Source organism: Megasphaera sp., from assembly GCF_047831605.1.
In the GTDB taxonomy this organism is placed as follows: Bacteria; Bacillota; Negativicutes; order Veillonellales; family Megasphaeraceae; genus Megasphaera; species Megasphaera intestinihominis.
Map to the genome: position 1 here is coordinate 769,763 of NZ_CP181255.1, position 15,723 is coordinate 785,485.

The following is a 15,723-nucleotide window of genomic DNA, read 5'->3' on the forward strand; positions in this document are numbered from 1 at the left end:
TTGGTCTAATTCATCCTGTTTGATGAGCCTATTGTCTCACAAACAGCCAGGAGATTAAATCCACCGATTTATTTTCCGCTTACCATAAATCTGGGGCTTTAAGTTTATTTACACTTTGCACTTCTCCTGGACCTTGACTGCCCAGGGCAAGTACTGAGCCAAGGTTTCGGCATTTTTGAAGTTTGCCGTATTTGGCAGCTGTTCAAAGAGGTATTTCAGATACCGTTCGGAATCCAGGTTGTTGGCTTTGGCTGTTTCGATCAGGCTGTAAACGATTGATGAACCTATTGTCTCACAAACAGCCAGGAGATGAAATCCGCCGATTTATTTTCCGCTTACGTTTAATCGACGCTGTCGGAAGATTCGAGAGCCTTGAGTGTCTTTCCGTGTTCATTCTTCCAACTTGTAAGTCCATTAGCGCTCTTACCGATAACAAACATTGCTGCATAAGATGGACTCGTGAACAGCATGTCCTCCTGAAGAATTCCCTCCTCATCAACGGATGCGTTCTTCCGGCGTTCTTTTATTACATTCGGAATCGTGTCATCATCGACAGTTGCTATATGGCTGTTCTTGAAAACCACAAATCCTTCTGAAGTCTGTGATCCGTTGGCTTCGACTTTACCGACGTTCTTTATTGTGCGCTCCAAATGAAGATTTGCGATTTCATCACTGACAGTGGCCGTCGTATTGTCTGATTTCTGGGCAGCTGGCTTTTTGACGGGCTCAAATACCTTGTACCCAAGCGTCCCCATGATTACTTTTGCATAGTCGATGAATTCCTCCATCTCACTTTCTTTCTCCTCGGTAGTATTCCCGTGGTTCGGATCATTGCCGTTTTTCACTTCATAACGGTTTGCTTCAATAGCGAGATTACAAAATCGATTTTCAAGGTAGCTTATCTCTGTCGGTCCTAATGAATTGTTGGAAGTAGTGAATACAACTGCCTCCGTCCAATAGTCCTTCTCTGGATTGCGCTTGTGCTCCATCAAACGATTCAGAATACCTTCACCATTTTTACGTGCGCCTGCCTGCCCGATGTAGACTACTTCCTTTTCAGTTTCATCAGATTTTCCGAAAAGGAAGTACACGCCGCTCTGCTTAAGGTCCTCACGATCCTTGCACTTATCCAGCTCAGTCCGAGGGATTTTGTATGCCACACCGGTCCAGTTAACAAGGGAGCACTTAATACGTCCACTGGCATCTCCGTCCATCAAATACAACTGTATATTCTTTCCATGCGCTGCCATATCAAACCCCTCACTTCATTACCTTGTCCATCAATGATTTATAGCTGTCTACTACGTCGTAGACAACATTGTCGCTGGAGATTGCCTTGAAGTGCTCTCGGGCGCAGTGGATCTTCGACTCCTCAATCAGCCGTAGCTGCATCGAAGACATGGAGCCTTTCGTCTCCGCAACGAAGTAGATGTGCTTGACGCTTCCTTCATAGAAGGCAATCGCCCAGTCAGGATTGTAGTGGCCGACCGGAGTGGAGATGTAGAATCCGTCCGGCAGCTTTACGTAGACCGCCACATCCGTGTTTGTATCAAGCTCTGTGGCGAAGTCGCGCTCGTTCGTCGAATCGTAGACAATGTGGTCGTACAGATGCTTCTTTGCCTTCATGGCGTTCGTGCCGAGCTTGCCCTTGATGGTAGGCTCGGTGAAGACGTCCGTGCCGTAGTGGTCGTCCATCACGCTGTAGGTGATGTGCTCGATGATTGCCGTAGCCTTCTCGTCATTAATCAGTTGCGATGCCTTGAGGATAAACTCCTCAGGATTGTATTTGAACTGGTCGAACGTAGCCTTATTAATTCCGGTGAGGATCTGAATGACAGCCTTCCGGGTAAGCCCGGTGGATTCAACGATTCTTCCAACAAGGTCATATGTAACGCTCTTGCTGGCGACTATGGCCTGCTTGGTGCCGATTGTAGAAGACGAATCCCGGACAAACGCCGCACCAGACCGCAGCTGCTCTTTGGACTGTATTTCAACCATCGAGCCGGATTCGACTTTGAAGTAGATCTGCGCCACGCGCAGTCTGCTGTCGAGTGCTGCGATAGATTTGCGGACAAGCTCGTCCGTATCGAAATCCACCACGTAGACGGACTTTGCGTTGATCCGCGACCAGAGTGCTTTGAACTCCTTGCTGTTAAGCTTCTCTTCGTCGACCTGCAGTTCCACGTTGTTGCTGCGGGCATTCTCAGGCGTCATTGCCTTCGGATCGTAGATAGAATCAATGATGTCCACAACGGCGGCTTCAAAACCATTGACCTCCTCGGCCATCTTGAGCTCGCCGTTTGCCTTGTCCTCGTAGTACTTGTCTGTGAGGACCCCTTTGCGGTCAACATAGCGGTTCACGGTCATTTCGTACATGATTGCCGATGCCGTATCGGAATCGATAACCATCTCGTTGCCGTGATCGCCCGTGACAACACGGTTCAAGAACAGGTCTCTGGTAACAGCACGAGGACGGTCTGCGATATCCTCGGCAATCTCAGACTGGAGTCCCTTGGCAAAGCTCTCGTAACTTTCAGACGCAATTACGGTCAGCACATTAACGTTCTGTACATCATTTCCAAGAACGCTTGCATCCTGACGCTCGCCATCCTGATTAACGGCAAGACGCATGCCGCGTCCTACTTCCTGACGTTTGCGAACCTCACTGCTTGACGATTTCAGTGTACAAATCTGAAAGACGTTCGGATTGTCCCATCCTTCTCGCAGCGCAGAATGAGAGAAAATGAATCGTACGGGCGAACGCTTCGGATCGCGGTCAAGCAACAATTCCTTGTTCTTCATGATTAAATCGTAGGCATCTATATCGTCTGAAGTTTTCTCTTTCTTCTTTACTTTTCCATTAATCATATGTCCTTTTTTATCAATTGAAAAATATCCTGCATGAGTCTTTTCTACAGGAATTGAATCCAGATACTTTATATATTCATCATCTTCAAACTCCCGTTGCATATTCTTGACCACATCCGCATATTCCTGCTCGAACATGTCGGCAAAGATACCGTTCTGAGGCTGTCCGTTCTTATCATAAATCCGGTAGTGATCTACTTCGTCAATGAAAAACAGCGAAAGGACCTTTATGCCCTTATTGAACAGCTCACGCTCGCGTTCGATATGCGAGAGGATAGTTTCCCTTATCTGAATGCGGCGTAACTGGTTCTCGTCGACCTTCCCAATCACATCTCCAGCATACAGTTTGATACCGTTGAGGAACTCGATAGAGTCGTCTCTGCCATCGATGTGCTTAACAACGAAGCCATTCCTATACTCTGACAGTTCTCCGGAATGATCAAAGAGGTTGTAACCTTCCGTCACTGTGGCACTCATTGGCTTGATTCCTTTGACCCGCTTGCAATCGAATTGAATCGTCGCAGTAGGTGCAGACTTTGACAAATTCAGCCCTTCCAGATAAACGAAACTTTCTGTGGCTGTTGTACCACTTTCTGTGATGCCCTTGACAGCGATCTTCTTGACGAGCTTCTTGTTGTAGGCATCCATCGCATCAAGACGATAAATCAGGTTGTAGTACTCCCTCGGTGTGGCAGAATAACGCAGTGTCAGAAGCGGATGGAATTCCTTCAAACGTTCCTTCGTCTGCTTGCCTTCGACAGACTGTGGTTCGTCGATAATCAGAACCGGATTCGTCTTGGCGATGATATCAATCGGTCGGCGGGAACGGAACTCGTCGAGCTTCATGTAAATGCGTCGCGCATCCTTTCCGCGGGCGTTAAACGCCTGCGAGTTGATAATCATCACATTGATGGAGCTGTCCGAGGCAAAACGATCTATCTCAGTAAGCTGAGAGGAGTTGTAGATGAAAAAGCGTATCTTCTTCCCGTATTCCTCGGCAAAGTGGTCCTGCGTCACCTGAAACGACTTGTAAACGCCCTCGCGGATGGCGATAGACGGCACGACCACGATGAACTTCGTCCAACCGTAGGCCTTATTCAGCTCGTACATGGTCTTGATGTAGGTATAGGTTTTTCCGACGCCGGTCTCCATCTCGATGGTCAGGTTGTATTTGCCTTCGAGCTTCTGGGAAGGCTCGATCTGCCCATCACGCTGGATCTTCCGGATATGCTCAAGTATCTGTCCGTCGGACAGTTCTGGCACGATCTTTGCGTTCGACCAGCCCGTGAAGTCATCGTCCTCGTTTATGCCGGGCTGATAGATTCCGGTTCCTCTGTCCATCATGTAGGTGGGCGTGAGGTATGGCTGCCCGGCAAAAACATCCACGACGGCTTTGGCGGCGTCAGCCTGAAACTTCTGATGCTTGAATTGCAGCTTCATCCTGCCACCTCCTTAAATGACCTTGACTCTTGTATCCGGCGCAAGTAGCTTGAAAATCTCGCCGACATTGATCTTCTCCGGGCTGCTGACAAAACTGGAGTCACGGAACACGGCGCGCAGCGGCTGACGTTTGGCAATGGTCTTGATAACCGACTCCGGCACGTTCTCATCAAAGCATGCAATCAGATCCCCATCGTTATAGGTATGCACCATGCAGCCGTCAATTGTTTCCGAAGTATAAGGAAATGACAGAGGAAGTCCCCAATCAAGCAGGCATCCAAATAAAAGATCAAGATCGGTTCGGTCAGGCTTCACGTTAGATTCAAGCATTGAAACAAGATCTTGCGTATAATCCCCTGCCGCATAGTAAACATCTTTCATATTTGTATCGTCGAGCTTTAAAACACGGAAACCGTCATCAAAGTTGGCGTCGGGATTATCCTCGTGGATTTTCTTTGCCGCGCGACGGATACGTTCTTTGCCAATCTCACAGATGTTTTGGTATCCGGCTTTGTAGGCTTCACTCTTTTCATCCGTTTCTTCCGGCAGCTGAACCATGATAAATTTACGGTTGCCGCCGTCCTCGGCGTTGAGCTGCATCACGGCGTGAGCGGTGGTGGCGGAGCCGGAGAAGAAGTCGAGGATAATGTCATCTTCAGATGTGGCTACTTGTAACATCTTTCTAATTAATCCAGTAGGCTTCGGTGTATCAAAGGCATTATCGCCAAAAAGGCTTAATATGTCTTTTTTTCCTTCCTTATTTGTAGCTACACTATCCCAATAATTAGATATTGGTTGTCCTTTGCTCTCGGAAAGATACATAACACGTTGAGGTACACCGCTATTATCCTTTCCAAAATACACTTTATGCTCATCGACTAATTTCTTATAACTTGATTCCGGGTAGGCCCATAGTCTTGTATGCTGAACGCCAGAAGGAGTTGTAATTGTATATGTATAACCTCCGCCACTCAGACCTTTAGACACTGTTAAAGGAACCGGTCTCCATTTACCACAAGGAAATTCATCAGTTGGATCTTTATATGATTTATCAACATATTCTCCTGAAAGAGGCTCTAATGCTAACTTTGCTTTTTCCAATCCGTAACACAGTACATACTCACCTTGTATTGCGACATTCTTTGAATCGTTTGATATTTCTTTCTTTCTTTTCCATGCAATTTGAGCTATAAAGCAGCTTTCTCCAAACACCTCATCACATATCTTCTTTAAATTCTCCTGTTCATTGTCATCAATGGAGATAAAGATAACCCCATCCTCACTCAGCAGGTTTCTCGCCAGCATCAGCCGTGAATAAATCATCGAGCACCAGTCGGAGTGGAAGCGCCCGTTGGAATCCGTGTTCTTGAACAGGCGGTTGCCTTCCTCGTCCACCTCGCCCGACTCATCGGTATATTCTTCGCCTGACATTTTGAAGTCGTCGTTGTAGATGAAGTCGTTGCCCGTGTTGTAGGGCGGGTCGATGTATATCATTTTGACCTTGCCAAGATAGCTTTCCTGCAGGAGCTTGAGCACTTCGAGGTTGTCACCTTCGATATAGAGGTTCTCCGTCGTGTCCCAGTTGACGCTTTCTTCCTTGCACGGACGTAGGGTTTTGCGGATAGGACGGTTCGCCTCCACAATGGACGCCTTCTTCCCTACCCAGGTAAATTCATAAGCCTCATCGCCGTCTATGACAGAATCAGAGAGCATCTGCTTGAGCATCTCAAAATTGATTGCTTTCTTCAGATGTCCGTCCTCGTCCCGTGCCTCGGTAACGCAGTTTGGGAACAGCGCGGCTATCTTAGCGACGTTGTCCTGCTGGATGTCCTCTGATTCCATTCTCATCTTATCCATTGTTCGTTCCCTCCTGTTTGTTACGATTCTTATATGCAGTACGTATTCTGTTGAATTCCTCTTCGTTGTTTTCTAATTCCTTGAGCTTTTCATGTAAAAACTCAAGTGCAAAATTGGAGAACTTATGAGTCTTGCCGTTTTTTGAAACGGTTATCTCCAAATGGTATTTCTTCGATTCTTTCATCTTGAAATACCAGATAAGTGCATAGAGATCATAGGTTGAAATTCCAAGCTTCTCAGCCATTTGTTTTTGAATGTACGGATGTGTATCATCGGGATTTCCTTCAGGCACTGGAACTTCTTCGGCAAGATCAATATTGCCAGTAACCTTTAATACCGGGATACCATCTGTCTCATTAAAGCTTCCTTCCTTTATATACTTTGCCTTCTTTAACACCTGCGTTACCAATTTCCGATTGCAAACCACATCGACTCCATATGGAGTTGAAAAATGGCCGTTGCTATAATTGACTATGCCGAGATTTGCTGTGCCGCTTTTACGTATTACTTCCAGCACCTTCAATAAATTCTCGCGCTCACGAGTTATACGCTCAGAAATGATTTTCTCCATTTCAGCAGGCTTTATTTTTCCATTTCTTGCCCGATATCTATAAAATACGTCTCCAGCGGTTATGCTTTCTCCACTATGGTCTTTGAGCGCAATAACTGGCTTAATATCAGATTCATAAGCGTATATCCAGCCAACTTTTTTACGCTCTGTTACAGACACGCCATTCTCGTCGACCTTTTCAACATCAATATCAAATGTACCTGTTTCCCAGTCTATGGCGGGAGCAAAATATGAATTAATGGTTTCTGTTAACTTTTCCTGTTTTAGATTTTCCAAGTTGTTATTCTTCAACCCCAGTATGCTTCTCGGAGAATCCTCGATACCGAAAATAATGTATCCACCTGTATTATTGGCAAAGGCAGCCATGGTTTTTGCATATGCAGCTGCGCTCCCCATGTTGAACGACTTCTTGAATTCCACAGTATTGCTTTCACGACTCCTGAGCTTTCCATTTGACGTCCTGCGAGAAAGGATTTTCATTACTTCTTGTTCATGTTCATCCATTCAAATCCTCCTGTTCCTTTCTAAGCTTCTTCAGCTCCGCATTCATTTCCATCTGCCGGTTCAGCTGCTTTTCCTTCCGGATCTTCGCCTGCAGCTTGTTTATCTGCTTCTGCAAAGCATCTCTGCGGTCGTCTCTTGCAACTGATTCCTTCAGTGATTCCTGCGGCCTAGCGGCCTGCAGAACGTCTCCCGCAATCTGCCGTACGAAGTTCTCGTAGACCGTGTCGATGTTCAGCCCATCAAGATGCACCGGCAGTTTCTCTTCCGGCATCCATTCAGTCTGATAATATCTGTCAACCTTGAACGCAGCTTTGCCACTGCCTGATGCTTCCTTGTAACCCATCACAGCTTTGTACTTTCCGTCGTACTCCAGTACAAAGAGAATATGATACGGGATCTCCCGGTCAATCTGCTTCAGCACATTCTCGTCGAGTGTTTCCTGATTGAGCCGGATATGGAATACTTCTATCTCAGTGACATTCTTTCCTTCTGCCAGATTGACAGTTGACGGCGCAATTTTATTCGCCCAGTAAATAATTCGTATCTGGTCGACAAAGCTCCGCTTGAGTGTCGGGCTGACGGTCAGGTTATCATAAAACTTCTGTTTCGGAATTCGCTTGTTAAACTCCGTAGATTTTGGCAATCCCAGCATAGGCTCCTCCTTTACATTACCACGAGGAAGGTCACCAGCTCGAAGTCGTCGATACCTTTCACTTCCGAAAGCAGGGCGGATGTGCCGCCGCTCTTGAAGAGGCTGTCGATGTCGCTTTCCTCCTTGGTATCTATGATTGAATTGATGGCATCGGACAGCAGCGCTGACATTTCACTCATGTTCCTGCCATCATCGGTTTCTTTATTAAAACGGTCGTAGACCTCCACAATCGGTTCAGCTTTTCCACGACACAGAAGCCTCATATCATCAAGCAGCTTCTTCGGATTCAGATAGTCGCAGACGACTTCACCTTCCAGACTGATATAGACCATGTAGAACGGGTGAATGCGATTCAGGCTGTCAATGTTCACACCGTTGTTACGATTCTTCAGTACGAAAAGCACTCCTTCTGGCAGGTCTTCCGTCTTCTTCACCACGGAATGCAGACCGAATGGCATGTGATCGAGATCCGGATGCGTTTTAATGTATTCGAGAAGATCAAGTCTGAATTCATTAAGACCGAGATCCATGATGGATATCCCGCCTGACATGTCTTCCAGATCCACCACTTCGGTCTGCAGCTTCTTAAGCTGCTCGCGGCGATATTCCAGGTCTCCTTTTTCTTCCGGGCTGATAGGATTGTCGTCACCAGTAGACGTCAGAACGGATATTTTCATCCTTGTTTCAACACGGGCTTTCAGATTAATGTACTCGTCAAGCGTCAGATCCGGCCAGAAGTTCACGAGCTGGATCTGCTTGTTCCTGCTGCCGATGCGGTCGATACGTCCGAACCGCTGGATAATACGCACGGGATTCCAGTGAATGTCGTAGTTGACGCAGTAGTCGCAGTCCTGCAGGTTCTGGCCTTCGGAGATGCAGTCGGTTGCGATTAAGATATCGATGTCCTTCTTGTTTCCCGGCATAAGGACGTCTCGGTCCTTAGAAACTGGCGAGAAGCATGTGAGGATGTTGTTGAACGTCGCCTTGAAGTTCTTCAGCGTGGTTCTGCCGTCGACCGTGCCACTAATCATGCCGGTATTCAGGCTGTACTTGTCCATGACGTACCGGCTGACATTATCGTACAGGTACTCTGCCGTGTCGGAGAATGCTGTGAAGATCAGCACCTTCTTGTTGCCGGGGTTAATCGGGTTCTCGATCTTCTGTGAGATGAGCTTGTAGAGCTCCTTCAGCTTCGTGTCATGCTTCGGTGTAATATCTGCAATCATGAGAATCAAAAGTTCGAGCGTATCCGCATCTTTTTGTAGCACGTCCTTCCAGCTCTTGTAATCCATATCGGCAAGGTCAATTTTTACTTTACGTCCGACAGTGAAGTAGTCGGTGTTCTGGTCCTCCATGTCGAAGTCGTCGGAATCAGCTTCATACATGTCGATGTTGGCTTCTCCATATTTCTCGTACTGAGTGATTCCGTCGATTGTCTCCATAATGAGTTCGCGGATGCGTTCCAGTGTAAGCCGGAAGGATGAGACCGAGCTTTCCAGCCGCTTGAGAAGATTGACGCTCATCAGCCTGCGGATACCTTCTTCACGTCCAGACTGCGTCAGATTGTTTCCCTTGTGGTGTGTCAGATCAATATATTTCTGCATCTTGCTCGGGAAGATATAGGCAGAAGGCGTGTAAATCTCCAGCTGAAGCTGAGAGAGCTGTTCGTATATCTCGTTGTAGTTAATGGCGCTCGGAAGATCCGTCAGGCTCGGCCTAAGTGAGATTGGCTTGCGCCGTTCCGGGAACTTGCCGATTTTCTCCGTGTTGTAATATTTCTCGATATGCTTTCGTGACCGTGCAATGGTTACAGAGTCGAGCATTTCAAAGAAATCAAAATCCAGTCGGCGCAGCAGGTTATCCGTTGTCCGTTCCTCAGCTGGGAGCTTACTCCAAACATTGAATGCAGTCTGGGCCTGACGGAATATCTCGTCAATCGACTTTGACGTATTCAACTTCTCATCAATCAGCTCCGGCGTTCCTTCATATGCGAGAGCAAGTTGATTCTTAAGATCGTTAAACCGGTTATTGACAGGAGTTGCTGACAGCATGAGTACTTTCGTCTTCACTCCAGCGCGCACAACTTTATTCAGAAGTTTTAGATAGCGGTTTTCCTTCTGGTCCTCGCCGGAAAGTTCTCCGCCGTTTCGGAAGTTATGTGACTCGTCAATAACTACAAGATCATAGTTTCCCCAGTTGAGCCGGTCGAGATCAAGCCCGTTTGATGTACCATGATCGCGCGAAAGATCGGTATGGAAAAGAACATCGTAGCGGAGTCTGTCTGCAGCGATGGGATTGTTGACGTAGTTATCTTTATATGTATTCCAGTTTTCTGCCAGCTTCTTCGGACAAAGTACAAGGACAGATTTATTTCTGTTTTCATAGTATTTAATGACAGCGAGAGCCGTGAAGGTTTTACCAAGACCGACACTGTCGGCCAGAATGCAGCCGTTGTACTTTTCGAGTTTGTTGATAATGGCAAGCGCTGCATCTTTCTGGAAGTCGTAGAGCATATCCCAGATTTTGCTGTTCTTAAAACCTGTCGCTTCGTTAGGCAGTACGTCCTCAGATACATCCTCCAGAAACTCACTGAATACGTTGTAGAGCGTGATAAAATAAATCAATTCAGGAGAATTCTCGTTATAAGCAGTCGTAATGTTTTCCAGAACAACATCAGTGACGTCCTGCAGCTTTTCTTTATCGTTCCAAAGAGAATCGAAGACCTGCAAGTACTGCGCCGCGAATGGAGTCTCGAGGCTGTTCACCATATTGTAGCTATTGTTGCCGCGTTCGCATCCAATATCTACCGTCGTGAATCCGTTCAAAGGCATGTAGGCTGTTTTTTCAGTTCCGGAGTCGGTAACCATGAATCCCGCCATGTTCTCGCCGGTTGTATTTGATTTAAATGTGGCCTTTCTCCTGATCCAGTCGGCGCACTCTTTTGCGATTGCCTTCTGCGTCATTTCATTACGCAGCTTAATTTCAAATTCCGTGCCGTAAAGGCTCTGCTCACGAGTGAGCCGAGGAATGTAAAACTCGCGCTTTTGCTTTTTCGCTTTCTCTGTTACAAAGGTCGGCGATGTGAAGATGAAGCGGAACTCATCAATGTTTTCGAGTTGCTTCTTCAATTCCCTATAGGCATACATAGAAAAGCAAGCCGCTGCCACGGAAACCTTGCTATTCCGCTTTATCGTTTTTTCCATGTCGTCTCGAACGATGTTCGTGACATTATCAAATACCTTCATTAAGCTTGCTCGCCCTCCATCGGACAGACTTCCTCATCATGAAAAGTAGATGCTTCCGTTGAAGCATCAAGTTTTATCTTTGTAATCAGCGAAGTCATCTTATCCTGCATGTACGGTTTCTCCTCCCTTTACTATGTTCTATCATTCGGTGATTTTTCCTTTGGGGAGTGTAAAATAGTTTGTGTAAATCGGTATTGCATGAATCTACTTTATGCCCCATACTGGGGTAAACAAAGATAAGGACGGTAACAGAATGGCAAAGTGTAAAACTCCACCAACTACCCCAGGCGAGCAGATTGCTCAGCAAATCCTCAACAACTACGACATCAAGAGCGCGGAAGACGTACAGGACGTCCTGAAGCAGATTTTTGGCCCCATTTTTGAGTCCATGCTCAAAGGTGAGATGGAAAATCATCTCGGCCATAAGAAGCATGAGCGCTCCGAAGACGGTGACAATGTCCGGAACGGCTATTCATCCAAGACGCTCAAGACCTCTCTGGGCGAGGTTCCTATCCGCGTCCCTAGGGATCGCCAGAGTACGTTTGAACCGCAGATCATCAAGAAGCACCAGCGCGACGTTTCGTCCATCGAGGGCAAGGTACTGGCGATGTATGCCCGTGGCATGAGCCAACGCGACATCGCTGCAACCATCGAAGACATCTACGGCTTCCAGATGTCACATGAACAGATCTCCACCATCACAGGCTGCGTCATGGAAGAGGTCGAGGCATGGCGGAATCGTCCGCTCCAGTCGTTCTATCCATTTGCTTTCGTCGACTGCATCTACGTATCGCTGCGCACGGAGTATGGCGTCCAGCAGGTGGCCGTCTATGTCATGCTTGCCTATGACGTCAACGGCTGCAAGGATGTCCTTGGCCTCTGGATCAACGAGACGGAGAGCAAGCATGCCTGGATGCAGATCTTCGACGAGCTGCGGGCTCGCGGCGTTAAGGATCTTGGCATCCTGTCCATGGATGGCGTGAGCGGATTGGAGGAAGGCGCCAAGGCTGTATTCCCGCATGCCACGGTTCAGCGCTGCATCGTACACCTCATCCGCAATTCCATCCGCTACATCCCACGCAAGCAGTGGAGTGCATTCACGAAGCAGCTGAAGCTCATCTATGGTGCCATCAACGTCAAGCAGGCCCGTCAGGAATTCGAGAAGTTCAAGACCGACTGGCAGGCTTATCCAGGCGCGGTCAGCGTATGGGAAAACAATTTCTCACACGTCGAGCAGCTCTATAACTATGGCAGTGCCGTGCGCAAGATCATGTACACGACCAATGCCATCGAGAGCGTCAACTCTAGCTTCCGCAAGGTGACCAAGAAAGGCGCTTTCCCCAACGAGGATGCAGTCTTCAAGATTTTCTACCTACGCATCCAAGAGCTCTATAAAAAATGGAAGGGTCGTCACGTCGCAAACTGGGCGATGGTCCGGAACCAGCTGCTCATGGACGACAGGATGTCTCAGCTTATGCAGCAATACGATGTTGCTTATTGAATCGATTTACACAAAACTCTTGACACACCCATTTTTTGGGGTAAAGAAGTAAAAAATTTTTTTATTGCCTGTTGTGATACATGTATTTTTTGTAATCGAATGGATCTTGAAGATGCATACTCTCTTAGTATTTCAAAATCCGCTTCCGTCAGGCCTGGAAGCAGAGGTGCATTTTCCAGTGACAGATAGTAGTATAAATCACTCTCTACATAGATATAATACTGCTTTAAGACGTTTGTGATATGTTCAGGCAATCTTGTAAAATCGATATAGCCACAAAAGTCTGCAAGTAGGTCGACATACTGCTCACTTGGAGTAAGTGATTTTAGTTTCACTGGGTTAACAGTCACATCTGGCTCATGGGAAATAAGCTTGAAAAACGGATACGTACAGTCCGGGTGTTTCTGGGCCAATTTCGTTAGTTTGCGGAGCGCTTTTTCACAAGCCGGACAAGTACCGGAACAGGGCGTTTTCTGAGGGCAATCCGGTTCGCTCCAGGGAATGTGGTTAGCGGCGGCAAATCGAGCCCGTAATGCTCGTAATGTACGGCAGATATCCTTACCATCGGAACGTACTGGCTGTTTCTGGATACTCTTTTTTGTGTAAATTGTTTCTTCGAAACTCGTTGGGTCAAATACATCTATAATGCCCATTGTTGCATATGTTTCAGTACTTGCTTCGTAGTATTTCTTTTTATAGACAGAGACCATGTGGGGATCTACCGGTACAGCAATCCCTTCGCTATAGCATCGGCTTAGGGCAGCAAATGCCAGACATTGTCCGGCATCAGCAGCCTTCATATACCAACGAAAAGCGGCTTGCTCATCTTGTTCAACGGACAGCCCCCGTTCGAGACAAACTCCCCAAACGAAGGAATAGTAAACATCATCACTTAATGCCTTCTGCTTTATAAACTGAATGACAGGAAGAGTGGCATCCATGCCGGCAGTGTAGCGTTTCAGAAATTCCCGTGCAAACGGCTGTACCTCTTGCCGATACGACCGTTTAAAAGCTTTCTTAAACCAGTATATGCTGCCAGGGCAGTTCCGGATTCCCTTCTCAATCCAGCCCGCCTGGGCCAGATATAATCCGAGGATAAGTGGATCTGCATCATCATAATCGTAATAAGATGAATTCCATGACTCAAGTTTCCAATAGTAGTGATAGTGTTTTATTTGATTCACCAGATAATGACAATGCTGATTTCCTGCTTGAGCGGCTCTCTTAAAATAGAAACAGGCTCTTTTTAAATCCGGAATACACCCTAAGCCTAAAAAATAGGCATACCCTTTTTGAATCCAGTTTTGTATAGCACTATTTTGAATATTGGAAAAGTTTTTTAACTCATATGGATGGGCATCTTTCATTCTGTCGTCCCCTCCCTCTTTTCTGGTGGCTTCCGATAGGAAAAAACTTCAATATGCTTTACATAGGGTTGGAGCCTGCGGACGCTTTTCTGGATATCGCGATTTGTATTATATCCCGGGATACGGGGAACCCGGACCCATATAGAATCCTGCCCATAGGGAGCATGTTGTACAAGATACATCAGATTGTTCCACATAAGGTCCATCTGCCCATGGGTATACCGGTAATAAACATCAGGATTCAAATCTTTGATGTCGATGATCCACAATGAAATATAAGACAGCAATTCCTGTACGTTCTTTATGGATGCCTGCAATGATGTCTCGATACGGAGAGGGATATCTGGCAGTGTTTTTTGGCTATACAAAGCACATTCTTTGACGAAATACTCTTGGCCCAGAGGCTCACCACCGCCGAAGACGATGCCCCCACCTGTCATACGCATATACAGCTCATCCCGTCTGACAAAATCAATCAGTTCACGAGCACTATAATCAGGCCACTGACTACGATCAGTATGGCAAATAGGATTCGGACAATACTGACAATTTAAGGGACAGCCGGAAAACCCAATGAGGGTGGATATACCAGGGCCATCTGTTGCCATCCTGAACCGTGAAATGGAGAAAATACCTGACATCTGTCTACCTCCTGTCATTCATTGTCAATCTGCTAGGCGGACCTTCTTCCTTGGGAACGAAGGAGACGCTATATTCTTATGTTAATCCGGGTTACTCTAACTATGAGTATTATAGCATGAACGATTTTGTATAGCAAAAATGGAGTATCTAGGACGGTGCCAACATATTATGGGAATTTCTTGAATAAGAAAAAGGTCTTTGAAACTTGACAATAATCCATAGTCCATGCTATAATGTTTTCCGTACCAGACACATGGGGGTATAGCTCAGCTGGGAGAGCGCTTGCATGGCATGCAAGAGGTCAGGAGTTCGATCCTCCTTATCTCCACCATAAAAAATACGATAACCACGCGGTTCATGAGCCGCGTGGTTATTTTTTATTACATGAAAAACTGAAGAAGGTTAGCACTAGGGTTAGCAATAAAAAAAACGACAGTAACCAGCAACAGGAACTGTCGTTTTTTTTATTCGTGCTTTAAGGAAAAGGGACCACGCATAGTAGCAAAAGTGCTATGCGATGGTCCCTTTGCATCTGACTATGTTACCGGAGTGGGATTCTGGTAAACGAATCAGGCAACCTTATCAGTTTGGGTACGGTAATAGGTATTTTCGGCAAAGTCTTTGACCGATTCTACGTTAAATAATTCATTGTCTCCCAAAGGCGTCTTGGCCATGGATTCAGCTACGTAGTCGACATGGGTCCCTGCGACCCAGACACCGGCTGGCAGGAGTTCTACGGCGCTGCGCAGGTTCTTGGAGATGTCGTCGGAGAAGAGGTCGCGGTGCATGATGGCAAAGAGGGCGACTTTTCCGGCTTTGAGCCGCGGCAGGACGGCTTGGGAGACGTTATCTAATTTCAGGTTCAGGAACCAGACGCCGGCAAAGACGATATCGTAATCGTCAAAGTTTTCTGGGGCCTGTTCCATGGGCAGGAAATCTGTATTGGCAGGCAAGACCGAACGGATAGCTTCGGCTAATTTTTTAACTCTCCCTGTCTGGGAGGAATACAGTACTAAGGCTTTCATAGTTTCCACGCTCCTTTCCTATGGATGGACATCACTTTCTATGTCTGTACT

11 protein-coding genes and 1 tRNA gene are annotated in these 15,723 nt (G+C 46.7%); 2 read left to right on the top strand and 10 right to left on the bottom strand.

Annotation, left to right across the window (positions count from 1 at the left end):
• Positions 1-108: 108 nt before the first annotated feature.
• From ACFWUB_RS03715 to ACFWUB_RS03745, 7 genes are read right to left on the bottom strand one after another with little or no spacing between them, the layout of a single operon-like run.
• Complete coding sequence (locus ACFWUB_RS03715; protein ID WP_416184382.1) at positions 109-324, bottom strand: transposase domain-containing protein; 216 nt, start codon at positions 322-324, stop codon at positions 109-111.
• 17 nt (positions 325-341) lie between these two features.
• Positions 342-1,250 (bottom strand): GIY-YIG nuclease family protein, encoded by a 909-nt coding sequence (locus ACFWUB_RS03720; RefSeq protein ID WP_416184248.1) that lies wholly within the window; start codon positions 1,248-1,250, stop codon positions 342-344.
• Positions 1,251-1,260: 10 nt separating this feature from the next.
• A complete protein-coding gene (locus tag ACFWUB_RS03725; RefSeq protein WP_416184249.1) occupies positions 1,261-4,308 on the bottom strand; it encodes a type III restriction-modification system endonuclease in 3,048 nt (1,015 codons plus the stop codon).
• A gap of 12 nt (positions 4,309-4,320) precedes the next feature.
• Complete coding sequence (locus ACFWUB_RS03730) at positions 4,321-6,165, bottom strand: site-specific DNA-methyltransferase (protein ID WP_416184250.1); 1,845 nt, start codon at positions 6,163-6,165, stop codon at positions 4,321-4,323.
• On the bottom strand, positions 6,158-7,240 hold the full coding sequence (locus ACFWUB_RS03735) for an ATP-binding protein (protein WP_416184251.1): 1,083 nt from the start codon (positions 7,238-7,240) through the stop codon (positions 6,158-6,160). The genes ACFWUB_RS03730 and ACFWUB_RS03735 overlap by 8 nt, the downstream gene beginning before the upstream one ends.
• Positions 7,233-7,892 carry a DUF4391 domain-containing protein gene (locus ACFWUB_RS03740; protein WP_416184252.1) on the bottom strand — a complete coding sequence of 220 codons (660 nt, stop codon included), beginning with the start codon at positions 7,890-7,892 and terminating at the stop codon, positions 7,233-7,235. The genes ACFWUB_RS03735 and ACFWUB_RS03740 overlap by 8 nt, the downstream gene beginning before the upstream one ends.
• Positions 7,893-7,903: 11 nt before the next feature.
• Positions 7,904-11,020 carry a helicase-related protein gene (locus ACFWUB_RS03745; RefSeq protein ID WP_416184253.1) on the bottom strand — a complete coding sequence of 1,039 codons (3,117 nt, stop codon included), beginning with the start codon at positions 11,018-11,020 and terminating at the stop codon, positions 7,904-7,906.
• Between the two features lie 370 nt (positions 11,021-11,390).
• Between ACFWUB_RS03745 and ACFWUB_RS03750 the strand changes: the two genes are divergently transcribed.
• A complete protein-coding gene (locus ACFWUB_RS03750; protein ID WP_020311933.1) occupies positions 11,391-12,638 on the top strand; it encodes an IS256 family transposase in 1,248 nt (415 codons plus the stop codon).
• Here the strand turns inward: ACFWUB_RS03750 and ACFWUB_RS03755 are convergent.
• Together ACFWUB_RS03755 and ACFWUB_RS03760 are read right to left on the bottom strand one after the other, a co-directional pair.
• The gene (locus tag ACFWUB_RS03755) at positions 12,632-14,005 is read right to left on the bottom strand and encodes a tetratricopeptide repeat protein (RefSeq protein ID WP_416184254.1); all 1,374 of its coding nucleotides are present in this window, start codon (positions 14,003-14,005) and stop codon (positions 12,632-12,634) included. The two genes, ACFWUB_RS03750 and ACFWUB_RS03755, sit on opposite strands and share 7 nt — an antisense overlap.
• Positions 14,002-14,646: a radical SAM protein gene (locus ACFWUB_RS03760; protein ID WP_416184255.1), complete on the bottom strand. Its 645-nt coding sequence runs from the start codon at positions 14,644-14,646 to the stop codon at positions 14,002-14,004. The genes ACFWUB_RS03755 and ACFWUB_RS03760 overlap by 4 nt, the downstream gene beginning before the upstream one ends.
• A gap of 256 nt (positions 14,647-14,902) precedes the next feature.
• On the opposite strand from ACFWUB_RS03760, the gene ACFWUB_RS03765 reads away from it, so the two are divergent.
• Positions 14,903-14,978: transfer RNA gene (locus ACFWUB_RS03765), tRNA-Ala, on the top strand.
• A gap of 238 nt (positions 14,979-15,216) precedes the next feature.
• On the opposite strand, the gene ACFWUB_RS03770 is transcribed toward ACFWUB_RS03765, so the two are convergent.
• Positions 15,217-15,672 (bottom strand): flavodoxin family protein, encoded by a 456-nt coding sequence (locus ACFWUB_RS03770; RefSeq protein ID WP_416184256.1) that lies wholly within the window; start codon positions 15,670-15,672, stop codon positions 15,217-15,219.
• Positions 15,673-15,723: the final 51 nt, after the last annotated feature.

Excerpts from the sequence above, each read along its gene's own strand:
- ACFWUB_RS03720 (WP_416184248.1), bottom strand. The coding sequence starts at position 1,250 with ATGGCAGCGCATGGAAAGAATATACAGTTGTATTTGATGGACGGAGAT.
- ACFWUB_RS03725 (WP_416184249.1), bottom strand. The coding sequence starts at position 4,308 with ATGAAGCTGCAATTCAAGCATCAGAAGTTTCAGGCTGACGCCGCCAAA.
- ACFWUB_RS03730 (WP_416184250.1), bottom strand. The coding sequence starts at position 6,165 with ATGGATAAGATGAGAATGGAATCAGAGGACATCCAGCAGGACAACGTC.
- ACFWUB_RS03735 (WP_416184251.1), bottom strand. The coding sequence starts at position 7,240 with ATGGATGAACATGAACAAGAAGTAATGAAAATCCTTTCTCGCAGGACG.
- ACFWUB_RS03740 (WP_416184252.1), bottom strand. The coding sequence starts at position 7,892 with ATGCTGGGATTGCCAAAATCTACGGAGTTTAACAAGCGAATTCCGAAA.
- ACFWUB_RS03750 (WP_020311933.1), top strand. The coding sequence starts at position 11,391 with ATGGCAAAGTGTAAAACTCCACCAACTACCCCAGGCGAGCAGATTGCT.
- ACFWUB_RS03755 (WP_416184254.1), bottom strand. The coding sequence starts at position 14,005 with ATGAAAGATGCCCATCCATATGAGTTAAAAAACTTTTCCAATATTCAA.
- ACFWUB_RS03760 (WP_416184255.1), bottom strand. The coding sequence starts at position 14,646 with ATGTCAGGTATTTTCTCCATTTCACGGTTCAGGATGGCAACAGATGGC.
- ACFWUB_RS03770 (WP_416184256.1), bottom strand. The coding sequence starts at position 15,672 with ATGAAAGCCTTAGTACTGTATTCCTCCCAGACAGGGAGAGTTAAAAAA.